Origin of the sequence: Sphaerisporangium sp. NBC_01403, from assembly GCF_045040145.1 — a bacterium.
In the GTDB taxonomy this organism is placed as follows: Bacteria; Actinomycetota; Actinomycetes; order Streptosporangiales; family Streptosporangiaceae; genus Sphaerisporangium; species Sphaerisporangium viridialbum.
Genome location: NZ_CP109534.1, coordinates 3,272,356 through 3,292,029, shown reverse-complemented (window position 1 = coordinate 3,292,029; position 19,674 = coordinate 3,272,356). Strand labels below are relative to the sequence as shown.

At 71.2% G+C, this 19,674-nt stretch carries 14 protein-coding genes; 10 read left to right on the top strand and 4 right to left on the bottom strand.

Going from position 1 to position 19,674, the window contains the following annotated elements:
• Position 1: 1 nt before the first annotated feature.
• From OG589_RS15265 to OG589_RS15235, 7 genes are all read left to right on the top strand, one after another.
• On the top strand, positions 2 to 811 hold the full coding sequence (locus OG589_RS15265; RefSeq protein WP_405149623.1) for a carbohydrate ABC transporter permease: 810 nt from the start codon (positions 2 to 4) through the stop codon (positions 809 to 811).
• Between the two features lie 75 nt (positions 812 to 886).
• A complete protein-coding gene (locus tag OG589_RS15260) occupies positions 887 to 2,215 on the top strand; it encodes an ABC transporter substrate-binding protein (protein ID WP_405149622.1) in 1,329 nt (442 codons plus the stop codon).
• A 160-nt stretch (positions 2,216 to 2,375) separates the two neighbouring features.
• Entirely contained in the window at positions 2,376 to 3,947 is a 1,572-nt protein-coding gene (locus tag OG589_RS15255; protein WP_405149620.1) for an alkaline phosphatase D family protein, read from the top strand.
• A 15-nt stretch (positions 3,948 to 3,962) separates the two neighbouring features.
• A complete protein-coding gene (locus tag OG589_RS15250) occupies positions 3,963 to 5,972 on the top strand; it encodes an NPCBM/NEW2 domain-containing protein (RefSeq protein WP_405149619.1) in 2,010 nt (669 codons plus the stop codon).
• A gap of 6 nt (positions 5,973 to 5,978) precedes the next feature.
• Positions 5,979 to 7,604, top strand: a complete 1,626-nt coding sequence (locus OG589_RS15245) for a beta-N-acetylhexosaminidase (protein WP_405149618.1) — start codon at positions 5,979 to 5,981, stop codon at positions 7,602 to 7,604.
• Positions 7,601 to 8,368 carry a tyrosine-protein phosphatase gene (locus OG589_RS15240; RefSeq protein WP_405149617.1) on the top strand — a complete coding sequence of 256 codons (768 nt, stop codon included), beginning with the start codon at positions 7,601 to 7,603 and terminating at the stop codon, positions 8,366 to 8,368. Before OG589_RS15245 ends, OG589_RS15240 begins: the two co-directional genes overlap by 4 nt.
• 49 nt (positions 8,369 to 8,417) lie before the next feature.
• A complete protein-coding gene (locus tag OG589_RS15235; protein WP_405149615.1) occupies positions 8,418 to 9,794 on the top strand; it encodes a hypothetical protein in 1,377 nt (458 codons plus the stop codon).
• 45 nt (positions 9,795 to 9,839) lie between these two features.
• Here OG589_RS15235 and OG589_RS15230 read toward each other — a convergent pair whose 3' ends face one another.
• Complete coding sequence (locus OG589_RS15230) at positions 9,840 to 11,537, bottom strand: protein kinase domain-containing protein (protein ID WP_405149613.1); 1,698 nt, start codon at positions 11,535 to 11,537, stop codon at positions 9,840 to 9,842.
• A 165-nt stretch (positions 11,538 to 11,702) separates the two neighbouring features.
• Here OG589_RS15230 and OG589_RS15225 point away from each other — a divergent pair, with 165 nt between their 5' ends.
• Both OG589_RS15225 and OG589_RS15220 read left to right on the top strand, forming a co-directional pair.
• Positions 11,703 to 12,314 (top strand): TetR family transcriptional regulator, encoded by a 612-nt coding sequence (locus tag OG589_RS15225; protein WP_405149612.1) that lies wholly within the window; start codon positions 11,703 to 11,705, stop codon positions 12,312 to 12,314.
• Between the two features lie 54 nt (positions 12,315 to 12,368).
• Complete coding sequence (locus OG589_RS15220; protein WP_405149610.1) at positions 12,369 to 13,358, top strand: ABC transporter substrate-binding protein; 990 nt, start codon at positions 12,369 to 12,371, stop codon at positions 13,356 to 13,358.
• 56 nt (positions 13,359 to 13,414) lie between these two features.
• Here OG589_RS15220 and mctP read toward each other — a convergent pair whose 3' ends face one another.
• The 3 genes from mctP to OG589_RS15205 form a co-directional block, all read right to left on the bottom strand.
• Positions 13,415 to 15,022 (bottom strand): monocarboxylate uptake permease MctP, encoded by a 1,608-nt coding sequence (gene mctP, locus OG589_RS15215; protein ID WP_405149608.1) that lies wholly within the window; start codon positions 15,020 to 15,022, stop codon positions 13,415 to 13,417.
• On the bottom strand, positions 15,019 to 15,252 hold the full coding sequence (locus OG589_RS15210; protein ID WP_405149606.1) for a DUF3311 domain-containing protein: 234 nt from the start codon (positions 15,250 to 15,252) through the stop codon (positions 15,019 to 15,021). Before OG589_RS15210 ends, mctP begins: the two co-directional genes overlap by 4 nt.
• A 341-nt stretch (positions 15,253 to 15,593) precedes the next feature.
• A complete protein-coding gene (locus OG589_RS15205; protein WP_405149605.1) occupies positions 15,594 to 17,189 on the bottom strand; it encodes a CocE/NonD family hydrolase in 1,596 nt (531 codons plus the stop codon).
• A gap of 330 nt (positions 17,190 to 17,519) precedes the next feature.
• Between OG589_RS15205 and OG589_RS15200 the strand changes: the two genes are divergently transcribed.
• Positions 17,520 to 19,673 carry an anthranilate synthase component I gene (locus OG589_RS15200; protein WP_405149603.1) on the top strand — a complete coding sequence of 718 codons (2,154 nt, stop codon included), beginning with the start codon at positions 17,520 to 17,522 and terminating at the stop codon, positions 19,671 to 19,673.
• Position 19,674: the final 1 nt, after the last annotated feature.

Sequence of the window (19,674 nt, the reverse complement as noted above, 5' to 3'; positions counted from 1 at the left end):
GGTGTTCAAGAAGTTCGGAATCTACGCGGTCCTCCTCGCCGGAGCCTTCGTGTCGGTCTTCCCGTACCTGCTCGTGGTCCTCACCGCCTTCAAGTCGCGCGGGCAGCTCAACGTGACCAAGCCCTGGCTGCCGGCCTTCCCGCCGTCGCTCGGCAACATCGAGCGGCTGCTCGGCACGGGGTTCCCGCACTTCCTCGGCAACACGCTGGTGATGACCGCCGCGCTGACCGCCGGCCAGCTGATCTTCACGACCTTCGCGGCCTACGCCTTCGCCCGCATGCGGTTCCGCGGCAGGGAGACGCTGTTCTGGCTGTTCATGGCGACGCTCATGGTGCCGGCCGCGGTGACGGTCATCCCGCTGTTCCTCATCATGCGCCAGCTCGGCCTGGTCAACACCTGGTACGGCCTGCTCGTTCCGTACGTCCTCGGCACGCCGTACGGGATCTTCCTGATGCGGCAGTTCTTCCGGGGCATCCCGGCGGGGCTTGAGGACGCGGCGCGCATCGACGGGGCGGGGCCGCTCACGACCCTGTGGCGGATCATCCTGCCGCTCAGCCGCCCCGCGCTCGGCACGCTGTCGATCATCACGGTGATCTCCTCGTGGAACAACTTCATGTGGCCGATGATCATCACCAGTGGTGACGACACCAGGGTCATCACGGTCGCGCTCGCCGGGCTGAAGGGAGCCGTCGGCGTGGACGACACCCTGATGATGGCCGGCAGCCTGATCGCCCTCATCCCCATGGTCGCGATCTTCATCTTCTTCCAGCGCTACATCGTGCGGTCGGTGGTTCTCACCGGCCTCAAATGACCTGAGGCGTTTCTCCCGGCCTCGGCGGCCATGAGCCGTGATCAGGCAAGACAAGAAAGAAAGGTGTCAGCGAATATGACATCCCCCCGAATTCGCTGGGCCGGCGCCGCTCTCGGCGCGCTTCTGCTCGCTGCCACCGCGGCCTGCGGCGGCTCGGGCGACTCCGGCACCTCCGGCTCCGGCGACAAGGTCACGCTGACCTACCGGCTCTGGGACGACCAGCAGAAGGTCGGCTTCGAGAAGGTGGCGGCCGCCTTCAAGAAGGGCCATCCGAACATCGACGTCACCATCGAACTGCTGCCGTACGACCAGTACTGGACCAAGATGACGGCCGACGCCGTGGCGGGCACCGCGCCCGACGTGTTCTGGATGACGGCCTCGCAGTTCCCCGAGTTCGTCACCAAGGGCATCCTGGCCGACCTCAGCACCCTGAAGCTGGACACGAGCGTCTACAACAAGAACGTCGTCGAGTCCTACACCTACGAGGGCAAGCTGTACGGCGTGCCCAAGGACTGGGGCATCGTAGGCCTGCTGTACAACAAGGACGCCTTCAAGAAGGCGGGCGTGGAGATGCCAGACAAGCTGACCTGGGCACCCGACGGCTCGGGGAGCTTCCTCGAACTGGCACGCAAGCTCACCGTCGACGCGAACGGCAAGCACCCGGACGAGAGCGGCTTCGACGTCGCCAAGGTGAAGCAGTGGGGCTTCGCGTCCTGGAACCACTACCAGACCCAGTGGATGAACTGGGTGAACTCCAACGGCGGCAAGCTGGTCGACAAGCCGTTCGGCAAGTACGTCTTCAACGACGACGCCTCGGTGCAGGCGCTGCAGTGGGGCGTCGACCTGGTGAACAAGTACCACGTGTCGCCGCCCGCCACCCAGACCAACCCGCCGACCGGCAAGGTCACCCCGATGTTCGAGCGCGGCGAGATCGCGATGTTCCCCGCGAACAACGCGCTGCTGCCGTTCGTAACCCCGGAGTCCAACTTCGAGGTGGGGGCCGCCGCCATGCCCGAGGGGCCGTCCGGCCGTTCGGTCAACATCAACGGCCTGTCCGAGGCCGTCTACTCCAAGTCCCAGCACCCGAAGGAGGCGCAGGAGCTCGCGGCCTTCCTCGCCTCTCCCGAAGCCCAGAAGATCATGGGCGACGAGGGGTACGTCTTCCCGGCCATCTCCAGCCTCGACCAGGGCTACGTCGACTACTGGAAGAACGCCAAGAAGCTCGACGTGTCGCCCTTCCTCGAGGAGGCGCAGGGCCAGACCTACAACCTGCCGGTGGTGACCGGCTTCACCGGCTTCGAGCCGAAGCTGAACCAGATCTTCAACGACATGTACCTCGGCAAGATCACCCCGAAGGCCGCAGCCGACCAGGCCGTCCAGGAGGGCAACGCCTCCATCAAGTGACGCCCCTCCGGCGGCGCGGACGACCGCCGCGCCGCCGGAGCACCCGCCCGCCGTCCCTCCCCGCTCCGCCGTTTGCCGGAGCGTCCCTCGTCATCCCCCCGCTCCGCCCTGGCGCGGTGCGCTCTCCCGGTGATCTCTGCGCAAGGAGAACAGCCCCCCCATGTCCGCATCCAAGGGAATCTCCCGACGTTCCCTCATGGCCGGCGGTGCGGGTCTCGGCCTCGCCGCCGCGCTCGGCTCCCCCGGGCAGGCGGCGGCCGGCCCGGCCCGCGCCCGCCTCACCCCTCTGTCCGATGTGTTCCAGCTCGGCGTGGCCTCCGGCGAGCCGGACGCGAGCGGCGTGGTCCTGTGGACGCGCCTGGCGATGGATCCGGTCGCCCCCGACGGCCTCGGCGGCATGCCGGACCGGCACGTGCCGGTCCAGTGGCAGGTGGCCAAGGACGAGAGGTTCAAGAAGGTCGTGCGGCACGGCGTCGAGGTGGCCCGGCCCGAGGAGGCGCACAGCGTCCACGTCGAGCTGGACGGCCTGGACGCGGACGCCGAGTACTTCTACCGGTTCAGGGTCGGCGGCGAGCTTTCTCCCGCCGGCCGCACGCTCACCACCCCGCCGCCCGGCACCCGCAAGCGGGACCTCCACCTGTCGTTCACCTCGTGCGCGGACTACCAGAAGGGGTGGTTCACCCCCTACCGCCGGATGGCGGAGGAGCACCCCGACCTCATCGCCTTCCTCGGCGACTACATCTACGAGTACGGCGACTACAAGTACCCGGTGCGCGACCAGGCGGGAGGAGAGTGCTTCGACCTGGCCGGCTACCGGCTCCGGCACGCCCAGCACAAGGCCGACCCCGACCTGCAGCTCGCCCACGCCGCAGCACCCTGGACCGTCGTGTTCGACGACCACGACATCGAGAACGGCTGGGCCGGCGACGTGCCCGAGCAGCCCGACCCGCCGTTCCTGCCGCGCAGGGCGGCGGCCTTCCAGGCGTTCTGGGAGAACATGCCGCTGCGCCGGTCGCAGAGGCCGGACGGCTCGCGGATGAAGCTGTACCACACGCTGCGCTGGGGCGCGGTGGCCAACATGCACATGCTGGACACCCGCCAGTACCGCGACCTGTACGCCTGCACCGGCAAGTCCGGCAACGTCGGAGACGACTGCGCCGACCGGTTCGCCGAGAACCGCACGATCCTCGGCGCCGAGCAGGAGGCCTGGCTGGCCGGACGGCTGCGCACGTCGCGGGCCGTGTGGGACCTGCTCGGCCAGCAGGTGTTCCTCATGCAGATGGACTGGGGCAACGGGCCCGCGCACCAGTACTCCAACGAGGGCTGGGACGGCTACGTCGCGAGCCGCAACCGCGTGGCCGCCGCCATCGCCGACAACAAGCGCAACGGCGTCGTGCTCACCGGCGACGTCCACTCCCACTGGGCGGGCGAGGTGAAGCGCGACTACGCCGACCCCGAGTCGCCGTCCGTGGCCGTCGAGCTGGTCTCCACCTCCGTCACCTCCGAGGGCGACGGCATGGACGAGTACCCCAACACCCAGATCCTGCTCTCGGAGAACCCGCATGTGAAGTTCTTCAACGGCCGGCGCGGCTACGTGCGGACCGTCCTGTCGGAGCGGGAGATGAAGGTCGACTTCCGCTCCCTCGGCTACGTCTCCGAGCCGTTCGCCCCCGCGTACACCTCCGGCTCATTCGTCGTCGAGCCCGGCCACCCCACCCTGAACCCGGTCTGACGGGAGCCCCCCACCATGTACCGAAGAACGGCCGCCGCCACGGCGGTCCTGCTCGGCGCGCTCGCCGTCCCGGTGGCCTCCGCCGCCCAGACCGCGACCGCGCCCCCGCACATCGCGGCTCCGCCGATGGGCTGGAACAGCCGCACCCTCGCCTGCGCCGTCTCCGAGGCGGCGGTCAGGGCCGCGGCCGACGCGCTGGCCGGCGACGGCCTCGCCGCCGCGGGCTACAAGTACGTCATCGTCGACGGCTGCTGGCTCGCCAAGCAGCGGGACGCGCAGGGCGGTCTGGCCGCCGACGCCACCCGCTTCCCCGGCGGGATCAAGGCGCTCGCCGACTACGTCCACGGCAAGGGCCTCAAGCTGGGCCTGGGCCACTCGGCCGGCACCGCCGCCTGCTCGGGCGGCGGCCCGGGCGCCTACCGGCACGAGTCCGCCGACGGCGTACAGATCGCGAGCTGGGGCGTCGACTACCTGAAGTACGACTGGTGCTCGATCCCGGCCGCCGACTTCCCCGGCAAGAACGTCCAGCAGATCGCCCAGACGCTCTACCCGGCGATGCGCGACGCGCTCGGCGACTCGGTCGCGTTCGCCATGAACAACGAGGACGGCAGCACGGTCCCGTGGCTGTGGGGCCGGCAGGTCGCCACCTCCTGGCGTACGAACCTCGTGACCAAGCCGCTGACCGACGCCTACGCGCACATGGTCGACGTCTGGGAGACCAACATGCTGCGCGGCGAGTACGCCGGGCCGGGCGGCTGGAACGACCCCGACCTGCTCCAGGCCGGCCGGGGCGGCATGACCCCCAGGGAGTACCAGACCCAGTTCAGCCTGTGGGCCGTCATGGCCGCGCCGCTCATCGCCCAGGCCGACGTGGCCAGGCTGGGCGGCGACGTCCTCGGCAACACCAAGGTGATCGCCGTCGACCAGGACCCGCTCGGCGTCCAGGGCCACTACACCAGCACCAACGGCTGGTACCACGTCATCGACAAGCCCCTCGCGAACGGCGACCACGCGGTCGTGCTGTTCAACGAGAGCAACCGGCACGCCACCATCACCGCGACCGCCGCCCGGCTGAGGCTGCCCGAGGCCGCGACGTACCGGGTCGAGGACCTGTGGACCGGCGACGTCACCCTCACCAAGGGGGACGTCGGTGCGGCCGTACCCCCGCACGGCGTGGTGATGTACCGCGTTGGCGCGGGACGGGCGGGCGCGCCGCCCTCGGTGACGTTCGAGGTCGACCCCTCGCCGTTCGTTGGGAACAACCGGCCCACGGTGCTCGAACCCGGCAAGGCCGGACGGATCATCACCAGGGTCGCCAACACCGGCGGCACCGAGAAGCTCAGGAGGGCCACGGTCTCCCTGACCGTGCCGCAGGGCTGGAAGGCGGTCCCCGCCACCGCCGCCACCTCGCCGAGGCCCCTCGCCGCCGGCGACGCCTTCGAGACGGCGTGGGACATCACCCCGCCCGCGGACGCGGAGCTCACCGGCTACGAGATCGGCGGCGGGGTCACCTGGGACGGCGGACCGCGGGTCACCTCGGGCGCCGACGTCCGGCTCGCCAGGGCGCCGGGGACCGGCACGACGTACCTGAGCGACCTGCCGTGGACGGCCATGACCAACCATCTGGGCCCCGTCGAGCGGGACCGCGCCAACGGCGACGGCGGCGAGGCCGACGGACGTCCCCTCACGGTCGAGGGCACCACGTACGCCAAGGGCCTCGGCGCCCACGCCCCCGCCGACATCGAGTTCTACCTCGGCGGCCGGTGCTCGGCGGTCGAGTTCCTGGGCGGCGTCGACGACGAGGTCGACGAGCCGGCGGCCAAGCACGGATCGGTGGAGTTCCAGGTCTGGGCGGACGGCGAGCGCACCGCCCGCTCCGGCGTGGTCACCGGCGACCAGCCCGCCAAGAAGGTCACCGCCTCGGTGAAGGGGGCGGCCTACGTCCGCCTCGTGGCCACCAACGGCGTCGACAACGCCTATTGGGACCACGCCGACTTCGCCGACGCCAAGATCACCTGCGACTGAAAGGACATGATGATCATTCCGAGGCCCGAACGACGGGAATCCCACCCGGGCTCATTCACCATCGACGAGGACACCGCGATCGCGGCGCATCCTGCGCTGGCGGGTGTGGCGGCCTGGTTACGCGGCGAGCTGGGCGCGGCCACCGGCTACGACCTCCCGCCGGGCGCCCCGGGCCTCGGAACGATAGGCCTGGCCCTCCCGGACCACGGTGATCTCGGGCCGGAGGACTACCGGCTCACCGTGGACGCGGAGAACGTCCTCATCGAGGCGGGGGGACCGGCGGGCGCGTTCTACGGCGCGCAGACGCTCCGCCAGCTGCTTCCCGCCGAGACCTTCCGGAGGGCACCGCTCCACGCGGGGCCCCGTGTCCTGCCCGCCGTGCGCATCGAGGACGGCCCCCGATTCGCCTGGCGCGGCTGCCTGCTCGACGTGGCCCGCCACTTCCTCCCCAAGGCCGACGTGCTGCGCTTCATCGACCTGCTGGCCCTGCACAAGCTCAACGTGCTCCACCTCCACCTGACCGACGACCAGGGCTGGCGCCTGGAGATCAAGCGGTACCCCCGCCTGACCGAGGTGGGCGCCTGGCGCGAGGAGAGTCAGACCGGGTGGCGCGGGCCGAAGGACGGCAGCCCCCACGGAGGCTTCTACACGCAGGAGGACATCAGGGAGATCGTGGCCTACGCGGCCGTCCGGCACGTCACCGTGGTCCCCGAGATCGACATCCCCGGCCACACGCAGGCCGCCATCGCCGCCCACCCGGAGCTCGGCAACCGCGACACCCCGCTGGAGGTGGCCACGGCCTGGGGCATCTCCGTCAACGTCCTCAACGTCGAGGAGAGCACCGTCGAGTTCTTCCAGAACGTGTTCGACGAGGTCCTCGAGCTGTTCCCGAGCCCGTACATCTGCGTCGGCGGCGACGAGTGCCGCAAGGACCAGTGGCGGGCGAGCCCCGCGGCGCAGCGGCGGATCGCCGAGCTCGGGCTGCGCGGCGAGGACGAGCTGCAGAGCTGGTTCATCGGGCGGTTCGACGCCTACCTCGCGGCGCGGGGCAGGCGCCTGGTCGGCTGGGACGAGATCCTCGAAGGGGGGCTCGCCCCCGGCGCGGTGGTGGCGTCCTGGCGCAACGTCGACGGCGCGGTCTCGGGAGCACGCGCCGGGCACGACGTGATCAACTGCGTGAACACCTCGGTGTACCTCGACTACCGGCAGTCCGAGAGCCCCGAGGAGCCGGTGCCCTTCGGCACCGTGCTCACGCTCGCCGGGGTGTACGGCTTCGAGCCGGTGCCGGCGGGGCTCACCGCCGACGAGGCCCGCCATGTCGTCGGCTCGTCCTGCTGCCTGTGGACCGAGCTGATCGACTCGGCCCGCCGGCTCGACTACATGGCCTTCCCCCGGCTGTCCGCCTTCGCCGAGGCCGTGTGGTGCCGTGGCGAGCGGGACTTCGAGGACTTCCGGGTACGGCTCTCCGCCCACCTGGAGCGGCTGGACGCGATCGGGGTCGAGTACCGGCGCGCCGAGGGCCCGCTGCCCTGGCAGACCCGGCCCGGCGTGCCCGGCCGTCCGGAGGACCTCGATCACTGGCTCGACCGCATGGCCGTCGAGACCAGCAACATCCGCGGCGGCCGTACGTGACGGGGAGCCCCCTGCCCATCCTTGCCCGGGAGCTGTCGTGGCCGGGCTGCGACAACGCCCGCGACCTCGGCCATCTCCCGCTCGAAGGCGGCGGCGTCGTCCGCCCGGGCGCGCTGCTGCGCTCGGACGGGCACCAGAGGCTCACTCCGCAGGGCGTCGCCGCCGTCCGGAGGGCGGGGCTGTCGCTCATCGCCGACCTGCGCCTGCCCGCCGAGTGCGACGCGCTGCCCAGCCCGTTCGCGGGCACACCGATCTACCGCAACCTCTCCGTCCTTGACCCAGGCGACGAGAACGACGCGGTCCTCGAGCTGATCGGCGAGTCCCTCCCGGAGATCTACCGCCGGATCCTCGACCGGCGCGGGCCCCGCCTGGCCGCCGTGCTCACGGCAATCGCTCGCGCCCCCGGTGAGGGCGGCGTGCTCGTGCACTGCCACTCGGGCAAGGACCGCACCGGGCTGGTCATCGCGCTGGCCCTGGCCGTGGCAGGCGTCCCCGCACGGGAGATCGCCGCCGACTACGCCCTGACCGCCGAGCGGCTCCGCCCCGGCTACGAGGACCACCTCGCCTCGATCGGCGACCCGGCACGGCGCGACCGCGGCAGGAGGCTGTTCGCCGGCGTCGTCCCGCGGACCATGCTCGCCACCCTGGCCCACGTCCGGGAGCGGCATGGCGGCGCCGAGACCTACCTGCGCCGGGCCGGCATGTCCCCGTCCGCGCTCGCGGCCCTCCGCTTCCGCCTCACCCTCCCTTCCCCGACCCCTTGACCGCACCCGATCCCTGCCCCTCCGCGCCATCCTCCCCAAGGAGCCCCACATGGACGCAGGACGACTACCCCGCCTCGCCGTCGCCGTCATGCTCGTACTGGCAAGCGTGCTGGCCTGGCAGGCACCCGCGAGCGCCGCCACCGGCGGCGTCATCACCGCCCAGGAGCTCGGCGGCGTGCGCCCGCTCACCGACGAGGGCAGCTTCACCACCATCTCCGGCTACCGGGACGCCGTGGAGGCGTCCTCCCGGCCGCTCACCGTCACCGACCTCGGAGACGTCGTCTCCGGCGGCTACCAGACCCAGGGCATCTGCCACGCCACCGACGTCCACGTCTCGGCCTCGGTCAGGGGCTTCTGCTGGGCGGGCGCCGACGACTCCACCAACGTCTGGTACCCGCAGGGCCTGACCGGCAGCGGCGACGGGATGAACGGCTCGGTGCTGTACAGCCCCTGCGCAGGATGCCCGGCGAAGAAGATCGTCGCGGTGAGCTGGCACAGCAGCTACCACCACGAGGCCGGCGAGAACAAGCTCGCCCGCGTCAGCTTCGTCGACGTCACCGCCGGGGTCGCCGGCGCGAACTACCGGCACGTGCTGCTGGTCGAGCCGGACGGCACCTCCGCCGGATACCACGCGATCCAGAGCCACGCCGACGGCATCATGTGGTACGGCAACAAGCTGTTCATGGTGACCGGCGGTGATCCGGCCGCCGGCGGGGGTGACCGGGTCGTCCGCGTCTTCGACCTGCGCCACATCTGGAAGATGACCTCGACCTCGTCGGTGTCGGTCGGCTGCACGAGCACATCGTGCTCGGCCGCCTACCACATCTACGCCCTGCCCGAGATCGGCTACTACCGCTTCTCCGGCGGAGGCGTCTGCGTCTCGCTGGACCTCGCGAGGCCGTGCATGAACGGCGTCTCCCTGGACAGGTCCGGCACGGACGCCATGGTGACCACCGAGTTCAAGAGCGGCGCCTCCGGCGGGAAGGTCCTGCGCTGGCCGCTCGACTCCAGCACCGCGCTGCTGAAGAAGAGCTCCGACGGCATGGTCCACCCCACCGCGGGCTGGCGGTCGCCCGCATGGGACGTGCAGGGCGGGGTCCTCACCGGAAGCCACGGCGTGCTCGTGGGCCGGTGCCCCAACGGCACGCCCGTCGTGAGCTACATGCCGCCGACGACCGACGGCGCGACGACCGACCCCGCCACGGGCAACAGCTACACCAAGTCGTGCCTGCACAAGACCACGCTGGCGGTGGACGGCACGCTCGACGTCCACTACTGGACCACCACGCCCGCCAACGCCCAGAACGCAAGCTACTGGCCGGCCAGTCACGAGCTATGGCTGGCGAGCGAGTACCGGGGGGATGGCCGCTATCCCGGCGACCGGCTGGTGCTGGTGTTCGACTGCGCGGACCTCACCTGCTCGTGACCCCCTGACAGGACTCGCGGGATCCACGACGGCCGGGCACGTGCGTCAGCTCAGGGGCCTGAAGTGCGTGCCCGGCCGGTCCTCGCCGATCACGGTGCCCACGCACCGGTAGATCCGGACGCCCTCCTTGAAGGCCTCCGGGGTCGGTGGCAGCACCAAGATCCTCCACTTGGCCGGAGCGATCGCCTTGGCGTCCCCGTACCTCGACTGGATGAGGACCGGCATCGAACAGAGCTTCTTGACCGTCGGATGGCCTTGGAGGTCGTTCATGTCGTAGGTGATCGTGTCCACGGGCAGCGGGGCCACGGCGAAGGTCTCCCACGAGTGGGCCTCCTCGCAGCCGCGCCTCTTGACCGACACCGACCCCATGGTCACGACGATGCCGCCCCAGCACTCGGCCTCCTGCCCGCACGCGGCGTTCGCGCCCGCGATGGACGCGGCCGGGCAGTTCTGCACGGTGGTCTTGACCGCGCCCACGTCCGAGGCGAGGTCGGACGGGGTCGACGGCACGGGGCCGCTCCCGCTCGGGGCGGTCGTCACGGCGACGGTCCCGGGAACCTGGCCCTCGTGGAGCATGATCGCGGTGCCGATCACCAGCAGCAGCGCGAACACGCCCGCGACCACGACGTACATCCCCGCCTGTGAGGAGGGCCTCGGCGGCTCGGGAGGCCGCGTGGCGGACACCGCCCGCAGGGCCCGCCCGTCCGGGCCGGTCGCGGCGGCCCGCCCGCCGTGCGTCGGCTGCCCTCCCGGCCCGTCGAGCCGCCCGCCCGGCCCGTTGGGAGGCGACGGCCTGGACGGCCCGGACGGCCGCGAGGCGGGACGCGACGGAGCGGAATGCCCGGCGGGCACGGCGCGGGACGGCCCGGCGTGCGCCCCTGGCACCGATGGCACGGCCCCGGAGGGCGGGACGGGGAGCGCGGACGCCGGAAGGGACGACAGCGCGTCCCTCAGGGCGGCGGCCGAGGGGATGCGGTCGCGGGGATCGGTGGACATCCCCGCCCGCAGGACGGCGGTCAGCGCCGCGGGCACCCCGGGGATCTCCGGGATCGGCCGGCGGTGCAGCGCCATGATCATCGCGATGTTCACCACCCCGCTCTCGGGGAAGCGCGGCGGCCGCCCGTTGAGCAGGGCGTACAGCGTCGCCGACAGCGAGTACACATCTCCGGCCGGGCTCGGCTCGGCCAGCTCGAACGCCTCGGGCGGCCCGAAGGCCGGGGTGAGCGACTCGCGCGTGACCGACATGTCGCCCTCGGCGTGCGCGCTGGTGGCCAGCCCGAAGTCCGACAGCGCCACCATGCCGTACCCGTTGACCAGGATGTTGGCCGGCTTCACGTCGCGGTGCAGCACGCCCGCCGCGTGCGCCGCCGCCAGCGCGTCGGCGACGCGCACGCCGATGTCGCGCACCTCGCCCGGGCTCAGCGGGCCCTCCTCGCGCAGCCTGTCGGCCAGCGACCCGCCGGGGCACAGCTCCAGCACCATGTACGGGCGGCCGTCGCCGAGCACGCCCGCGTCGTACACGTCGGCCACATGGGGATGACCGGACAGGGCCCCGGCCGAGGTGACCTCCCGCATGAACCGCCGCCGGTCACGCTCGGACACCAGCACGCGGTTGTCGACCTTGAGGGCGACCTCGCGGCGCACGGCGAGCTGCCGGGCGCGGTAGACCACGCCGAAACCGCCCTGCCCGAGGATCCCGAGCACCTCGTAGCCCGGCACCTCCGGCGCTCCAGGCTCGGTCACCCTTCCACCTCCATCGCGGCACGCGAGCGGCACACTACCGGAACGGTCCGCCGGTATATCGGCATAGATCACACTTTCGCGTTGATGGGGTGGTGATCAGGGAAAGAAGCCACCTGATCCGGCGACAGCGGTACGTGACCGTGAAGTACCCCTATGCTGTCCTGCATGGCGACCGTGGGGGAGAACGGCGGGCGAGATCCTGGCCGGCGCCGGGCGCTGCTCGACGCGGCCGACCGGGTCATCCGGCGCGAGGGCCCGCAGGCGTCCATGGCGGCCATCGCCGCCGAGGCGGGCATCACCAAGCCCATCCTCTACCGGCACTTCGGCGACAAGAGCGGCCTCTACCAGGCGCTGGCCGACAGGCACATCCGCACGGTGATCAAGCAGCTGCGGCGCGAGTTCGCCAGGGCCCGCACCGACCTGCGCACGCGTGCCCGGGCCACCATCGAGACCTACCTCGACATGATCTCGGCCAACCTCAACCTCTACCGCTTCCTGTTCCACCGCGCCGGCGCCGAGGACAGGCGCACCCACTCCCACATGGCCGGCATCGTGCGCAGCCTGGGGGAGGAGCTCGGCGCGGTCATCGCCGCCGACGGCACCGTGTCCGACCCCGTGCGCGCGCAGATCCTCGGCCACGCCTTCGTCGGCATGGTGCAGACCACGGGCGACTGGTGGCTGGAGCACCACGAGGTCGACCGGCGGCAGGTGGTCGAGAGCCTCGTCGAGGTCGTCGTCGCCGCGATGGAGGGAACCTTCGCGGCCCACCCCTCCTGACCGCCGGGAGATGGTGGAATCAAGATCCGCGGAACTCTCGAACGAGGAGCCTTGATGTCCGAACTCCCCCTGTCGTTCGCCTGCTGGGACTACGACCGCGTCAAGGCGCTGAGGGAGGGCCGGGTGCGGCCCGAGGGCATCGACCTCAACTGCCTCGCCCTCCCGGTGGAGGAGACCTTCTACCGCCAGCTGCGCTACCGGGAGTTCGACGTCAGCGAGATGAGCCTGTCGTCCTACCTGCTCACGCTCAACGAGCCCGATCCTCCGTTCGTCGCGCTGCCGGTGTTCCCCTCAAGGGCCTTCCGCCACCAGTCGATCTACGTCAACGCCCGGAGCGGCATCGAGAAGCCCGGCGACCTCGCGGGCAAGCGGGTCGGCACGCCGGAGTACCAGATGACCGCCGGGGTGTGGCAGCGCGGCATCCTCGCCGAGGAGTACGGCGTGCCGGTCGACTCCGTGAGCTACCTGACCGGCGGCATGGAGCAGAGCGGGCGCACCGAGAAGATCGCGCTCGACCTCCCCGAACGCATCCGGGTCAGCCCGATCCCCGCGGGACGAACCCTGTCGGAGATGCTCGCGACCGGTGAGCTGGACGCGGTCTACAGCGCGGGACAGCCCTCGTGCCTCGGGCGCGAGCCGCACGTCAGGCACCTGTTCGAGGACTTCAAGCAGGTGGAGCGGGACTACTTCCTGCGCACCCGGATCTTTCCCATCATGCACACCGTCGTGATCAGGCGGTCGATCCACGAACGGCACCCGTGGGTCGCCCGGTCGCTGTGCAAGGCGTTCGAGGAGTCGCTGCGCCTGGCCTACGAGGATCTGCTGCACCGCAACGCCCTGAAGGTCATGCTGCCGTGGCTGCACGACCACGTGCGCGAGACCCTCGACGTGCTCGGCGAGGGCTTCTGGGACTACGGGCTGGAGCGCAACCGGCACGTGCTCGAACGGTTCGCGCGCTACTCCCACGAGCAGGGGCTGGCCCGGCGGGTGTGGGCGCCGGAGGAGATCGTCCTGGCCTCGGCGTCCGACGGCTTCCGGCTCTAGCCTGCCCGTCGTACGCGCCCGGCGGCCTCGCCGGGCGCGTACGCGTGGCGGCCCGGTCAGCGGGAGCCGGACAGCTCGATCTCGTGGACGCGGGGGTCGCCCTCGTCGGCCACGTAGTCCGACGGGCGGGTGGCGTCGTCCCCGTCGGCGAGCTTGCCGGCCCGCGCGATCAGCGTCCCGGCGACCGCGACCACGAGGTTGACGGCCAGGGCCAGGAAACCGGCGTAGATCGTCATCTTGGTGTCCAGGCCCAGCTTCGAGAGCTGGAACGCCGAGCCGCCGAAGTGGGCGTGGTCGGTCGCGGGGTTGGCGACGTTGTAGAGCATCAGCATGCCGGACGTCATGCCGGCGACCCAGCCGGCGATCAGCCCGCCCCGGTGGAACCAGCGCGTGTACAGGCCGAGGCCGACCGAGGGCAGGGTCTGCAGGATGATCACGCCGCCGATGAGCTGCAGGTCGATGGAGAACTGCGGGTCGATCAGCAGGATGACCAGCACCGCGCCGATCTTCACCACCAGCGAGGCGATCTTGCTGACCGCCGCCTCCTGGGCGCTGGTGGCGTCCCGCTTGATGTACTCCTTGTAGATGTTGCGCGTGAACAGGTTCGCGGCGGCGATGGACATGATGGCGGCGGGCACCAGCGCGCCGATGCCGACGGCGGCGTAGGCCACCCCGGCGAACCAGTCGGGGAACATCTTGTCGAACAGCAGCGGCACCACCGTGTTGGCGTCCGCCTTGCCGCCCGCGGTGATCGGCTTGATCCCGGCGGCGATCGCCATGTACCCCAGCAGCGCGATCAGGCCGAGCAGGAGGCTGTAGGCGGGCAGAGCCGACATGTTCCGCTTGATCACCCCGCGGTTGCGCGCCGCCAGGACGCCGGTGACGCTGTGCGGGTACAGGAACAGCGCCATGGCCGACCCGAGGGCCAGCGTGACGTACTGCAGCTGGTTGTTCGGGTTGAGCAGGATGCCGTCACCCGGCGCGGGAGTGGCGTCGAACTTCGCGCGGGCCGCGTCGAAGATCGACCCCCAGCCGCCGAGCCTGCTCGGGATGTAGATGATCGCCACCAGGATGACCAGGTAGATCAGGCCGTCCTTGACGAACGCGATCAGCGCCGGCGCGCGCAGCCCCGACTGGTAGGTGTAGGCCGCGAGGATCGCGAAGGCGATGATGAGCGGCAGGTCGCCGGTGACGCCCATGGTCTTCAGCACGGCCTCGATGCCGACCAGCTGCAGCGCGATGTACGGCATGGTGGCCACCAGGCCGGTGATCGCGATCAGCAGGGCCAGGGTGGGGGAGCCGAAGCGGGCGCGGACGAAGTCGGCCGGGGTGACCATGCCGTGCACGTGGGCGACCGACCAGAGCCGGATCAGCAGGAGGAACACCAGCGGGTAGGTCACGATCGTGTACGGCAGCGCGAAGAAGCCGGTCGCCCCGGCGCCGAACAGCAGCGCGGGCACGGCCACGAACGTGTAGGCGGTGTACAGGTCGCCGCCCACGAGGAACCACGTGATCCACGAGCCGAACTTCCGGCCGCCGAGGCCCCACTCGTCCAGTGTCGCCAGGTCGTCGGGACGGCGCCAGCGGGCCGCGACGAACCCCATGGCGCTGACCAGCACGAACAGGATCGCGAAGACGACCAGCTCGGTGACGTGGCCGCTCATCGCCCGCTCCGCTTCTTGCCCACCTGGTACACGATGGTGGTGGCGCCGACGCCGAGGATGATGAAGGCGAGCTGCAGCCAGTAGAACAGCGGGAACCCGAACAGGCGCGGCTCGTCGGCGTTGTACAGGGCGGGGATCAAGGGGATGACGACCGGCACGAGCAGCAGCCAGTTCCACGGGCTGCGATCGCTTCGGGCCGGGCGTTGATCGCTGGATGGCGTGGTCAACACACTCTCCTAGGGAGAAGAGAGGCGTAACTAGCCTGATGAGGCTAGTTATCCGGTCGTGCGGAAGCGTAATTTCGCGACGGCGTCGCGCGCCTCACCAATCGCCGAACGGACCTGTTGGCGCGCCGAGCGGCGGCGCCGTCGCCACCCGTACGGGCGTGGGGGCGTCGGCCCAGCTCATCGGTGGTGTCGCGGGTGCCCTGCGCCTCCGGGACGGGCACTTCGGCGACGGTATCGGCCCGGTCGCCGAACGCGGGGCGCAGCGCCTTGACAACGTCGCCCGCGTCTCGTAAAGGCACGTGAAAGGTCACGCGGTGGTGGAGGCCCCGCCCGGATCGGCCCCGTCAGGACGCGGCGTGGGGCAGGATGATCGCCGAGGGGCGGTCCGGATCGTGGAAGATCTCCTGGTCGGCCGCGACCGCCAGGTGGCCGGTGCCGAGGGGCTCGCCGGTGCCGAGGTTGCGGGCCAGCCGGGGGTAGGCGCCGCTCGCCACGTGCACCCGCACGCGGTGGCCCCGCTTGAAGCGGTGGGCGATCGGCCACAGCTCCACCTCGACGCGCCGCACGCCCTCGTCGTCCTCCGGCGGCGTGCCGGGCGACAGGCGCCGCACGCCCTCGCACACGTTGAGCGAGGTGCCGTCCGGGTGCACGTCGCACACCCGGACGACCAGGTCGGTGTGCCGGGTGCTGGACCGCAGGAACACGTCCGCGGTGACCGGGCCGATCAGGTCGAGGTCCTCGCCGAGCGTCTCGCCGGTGTAGACGAGCACGTCGGGGCGCGACTCCAGGCGCCGGTTGTCGCGGGGCGCGGAGTTGCCGAGCAGCGTGGGCCCGCCGGACACGGGCGTCGGCCGCCCCGGGTTGTAGCGGTACCGGTCGGGATAGGACTCCGCCGGGTTGGCCCGCGCCAGGCCGAACCCCGGCTGCAGGTGCCAGCGCCGTTCCCTGGTGCCCGGCGGGGGCCAGTCGTCGTAGTCGCGCCACTCGTCCGCGCCGGTGACGTACAGCCGGACGGGGCTGGCGCGTAGCCCGGAGGTGTCGCCGAGCAGGTGGGCGCGGAACCAGGCGATCGCGTCGAGGTTGGCGAGGCGCCCGTGCCGCACGTCGGCGTGGTGCCAGGGCCCGACCGTGAGGTACGGCCGGCGCCCGGCGGCCCGCATGGCCGCGTAGTCCTTGAGCTGCCAGGGCAGGAAGACGTCGTACCAGCCGCCGGTCATGGTCACGGCCGCGTCGACCTCGCCCACGGTCGCGGAGAAGTCCCTCTTCTTCCAGAACGGCACGGCCGGGTCGGCGTGGTGGGTGAGCACCTCCTGGAAGAACGGCAGCCGGCGGCCGGCCGCCAGCACGTCCAGCTCGCCTATCGGCCGTCCGGACAGCACGGCCCGCTGGGTGCGGCGCGGGGCGAAGAACACCGCCGCCCCGCTGAGCGGCCCGGACATCAGGGCGGTGAGCGTGCTCCAGCTCAGCGTGGACTCAAGGGCGAACGAACCGCCGACGTAGGCGGCGTCACGGAACTGCGACGCGGTGACCTGGGTGGCCATGGCCTTCAGGTCGGGGCCCGCGTACGGCGCGATCGCCCACTGCGCGTAGCCGAGGTAGCTGGGGCCGTGCATGGCGAAGCTCCCGCCGTACCACGGCTGGGCCCGCATCCACTCGACCGTCGCGAGGCCGTCGTCCTGCTCGTCGAGGGGGGTGAGCTCGCCGCCCGAGCCGAACCCGCCCCGGCAGCTCTGCAGGATCACCTGGAAGCCCTGCCGCGCGAAGGCCCTGCCATAGGCCAGCCCGAACAGGCCGCGTCTGCCGTACGGCGAGCGGATCAGGATGGTGGGGGGGCTGCTCACGCCGATCGGGATGTAGCGGTCGGCCAGCAGGAGGACACCATCCGGCATGGGGACCTGCATGTCCCTGTGGACGACGACCCTGTACTGAACCCGAGCCATGAGCGCTCCTCGCTGTAAGCGGAGTCATACCCCGGTTGATGTAAGCAGCGCTTTACTCACTGGTAACATGCTAGTGCTATCGGCCGCCGAGCGCTGTGACGTATGTCACTGATCCACCGCTCCGGCCCAGCCCAGGCTCTTGCCCGAAGAAGTGGCGGCGGGCCCGCAGGGCCGCTACCATTTGGCCATGCGAACGATTGCACCTGCTCAGTGGTGGCGCCGCTCCTAGGCGGCGCGTGTTTCGCATTCATTTCGGACGGCCGCCCCGGGAGGCGGCTTTTTTTCATGCCCGCCCGGGGCCAAACGAAGATCCAGAAGGGCGAGGCAAGGGTGGACACGAGCGGATATACCACCGCGGGCGGCATCGAAGTCGAGGTGACGACCGCCGACGTTCCGGAGTCCGTGCTCGAGGAGGTCGTCTCCTCGCTCGGGGAGCGGCGCGGCGGCGTGCTGTCCTCGGGCATGGAGTACCCCGGCCGATACAGCCGATGGCACCTCGCCTACATCGACCCCGTCCTGGAGATCGTGGCCCGCGGCCGCGCGATCTCCGCGCGGGCGCTCAACGAGCGCGGCAGGGTCGTGCTGCCCGCCGTCACCTCCTGCCTGCTCGCCGCGGGCAAGACCACCACGGAGCCGACCCAGGACCACGTCGAGGTCCACGTCGCCGAGTCAGAGGACATCCTGCCCGAGGAGATGCGCAGCCGCCGTCCCACGGTCTTCACCGCGATCCGCGAGGTGATCGCCGCCTTCTCCGGCGACGACGAGCACCTCGGGCTGTACGGGGCGTTCGGCTACGACCTGGCCTTCCAGTTCGAGCCGATCAGGCAGGCGCTCGACCGCGCGGACGGCCAGCGCGACCTGGTCCTCCACCTGCCCGACCGGGTCATGGTGATCGACCGCAAGCGCGAGACCAGCCGGGAGTACCTCTACGAGTTCACCGTCGACGGCGTGTCGACCCGCGGCCTCCCGCGTGCCGGCGAGTCCGTCCCGCTTCCCCCCACCCCCGCCCAGATCCCGAAAAATCCTGAGCCGGGGGAGTACGCCGAGGTCGTCGAGGCCGCCAAGGCGAAGTTCCGGCGCGGCGACCTGTTCGAGGTGGTCCCTGGACAGGTCTTCCACGCCCCCTGCGACGACCCCTCCGGCTTCTACCGGGGCCTGCGCAAGATCAACCCCGCCCCGTACGAGTTCCTCTTCAACCTCGGCGAGGGCGAGCACCTGGTCGGCGCCTCCCCCGAGATGTACGTCCGCGTCCAGGGCGACCGGGTCGAGACCTGCCCGATCTCCGGCACCATCGCCCGCGGCGCCAACCCCGTGGAGGACGCCGAGGCCATCCGCACGCTGCTCAGCTCGGTGAAGGAGGAGTCCGAGCTGACCATGTGCACCGACGTCGACCGCAACGACAAGTCGCGCATCTGCGTCCCCGGCACCGTCCAGGTCATCGGCCGCCGCCAGATCGAGATGTACTCCCGCCTCATCCACACCGTCGACCACATCGAGGGCCGCCTGCGCCCCGGGTTCGACGCCCTCGACGCCTTCCTCACCCACATGTGGGCCGTCACCGTCACCGGGGCGCCCAAGACCTGGGCGATGCAGTTCATCGAGGACCACGAGGCGACCGCCCGGCGCTGGTACGGCGGTGCCGTCGGCTACCTCGGCTTCGACGGGTCCATGAACACCGGCCTGACCCTGCGCACCGCGCAGATCCGCGACGGCGTGGCGACCGTCCGCGCCGGCGCGACCCTGCTGTTCGACTCCGACCCCGCCGCCGAGGAGCGCGAGACCGAGCTCAAGGCCAGCGCCCTGCTCGGAGCCCTCGCCGCCGTGGGCGCCCCGCCCGAGCAGGCTTCGGCGCGAGAGGAGGCCGAGCGTCCGGGCGAGGGGGTGAAGGTCCTGCTCGTCGACCACGAGGACTCCTTCGTCAACACCCTGGCCGACTACTTCCGCCAGCACGGCGCCGACGTCCTCACCCTGCGCCACGGCTTCCCGCTCGCCATGCTCGACGAGGTCGCGCCGCACATGGTCGTGCTCTCGCCCGGCCCAGGGTGGCCCTCCGACTTCGGCTGCTCAGACCTCGTCGGCGCCCTTTACGAAAGGGAGCTGCCCGTCTTCGGCGTCTGCCTCGGCCTGCAGGCGATGGTCGAGCAGGCGGGCGGCACCCTCTCGCTGCTGCCGCACCCCGAGCACGGCAAGAGGGGGCAGGTCGGCAGGGTGGGCGAGAGCGCGCTGCTCGACGGGCTGCCGGCGGAGTTCACCGCCGCCCGCTACCACTCGCTGCACGCCAAGCGGCAGGGGGTGAAGGGCTTCGCGGTCACCGCGCTGACCCCGGACGGGGCGGTCATGGCCATCGAGGACACCGCCAACCGCCGCTTCGGCGTCCAGTTCCACCCCGAGTCCATCCTCACCGCCGAGGGCGGCGCCGGATCCCGGATCGTCGCCAACGTGTTGAGGCTGTGCCGGGGTTCGGTAAAGGCGGGGACGAAGTAGC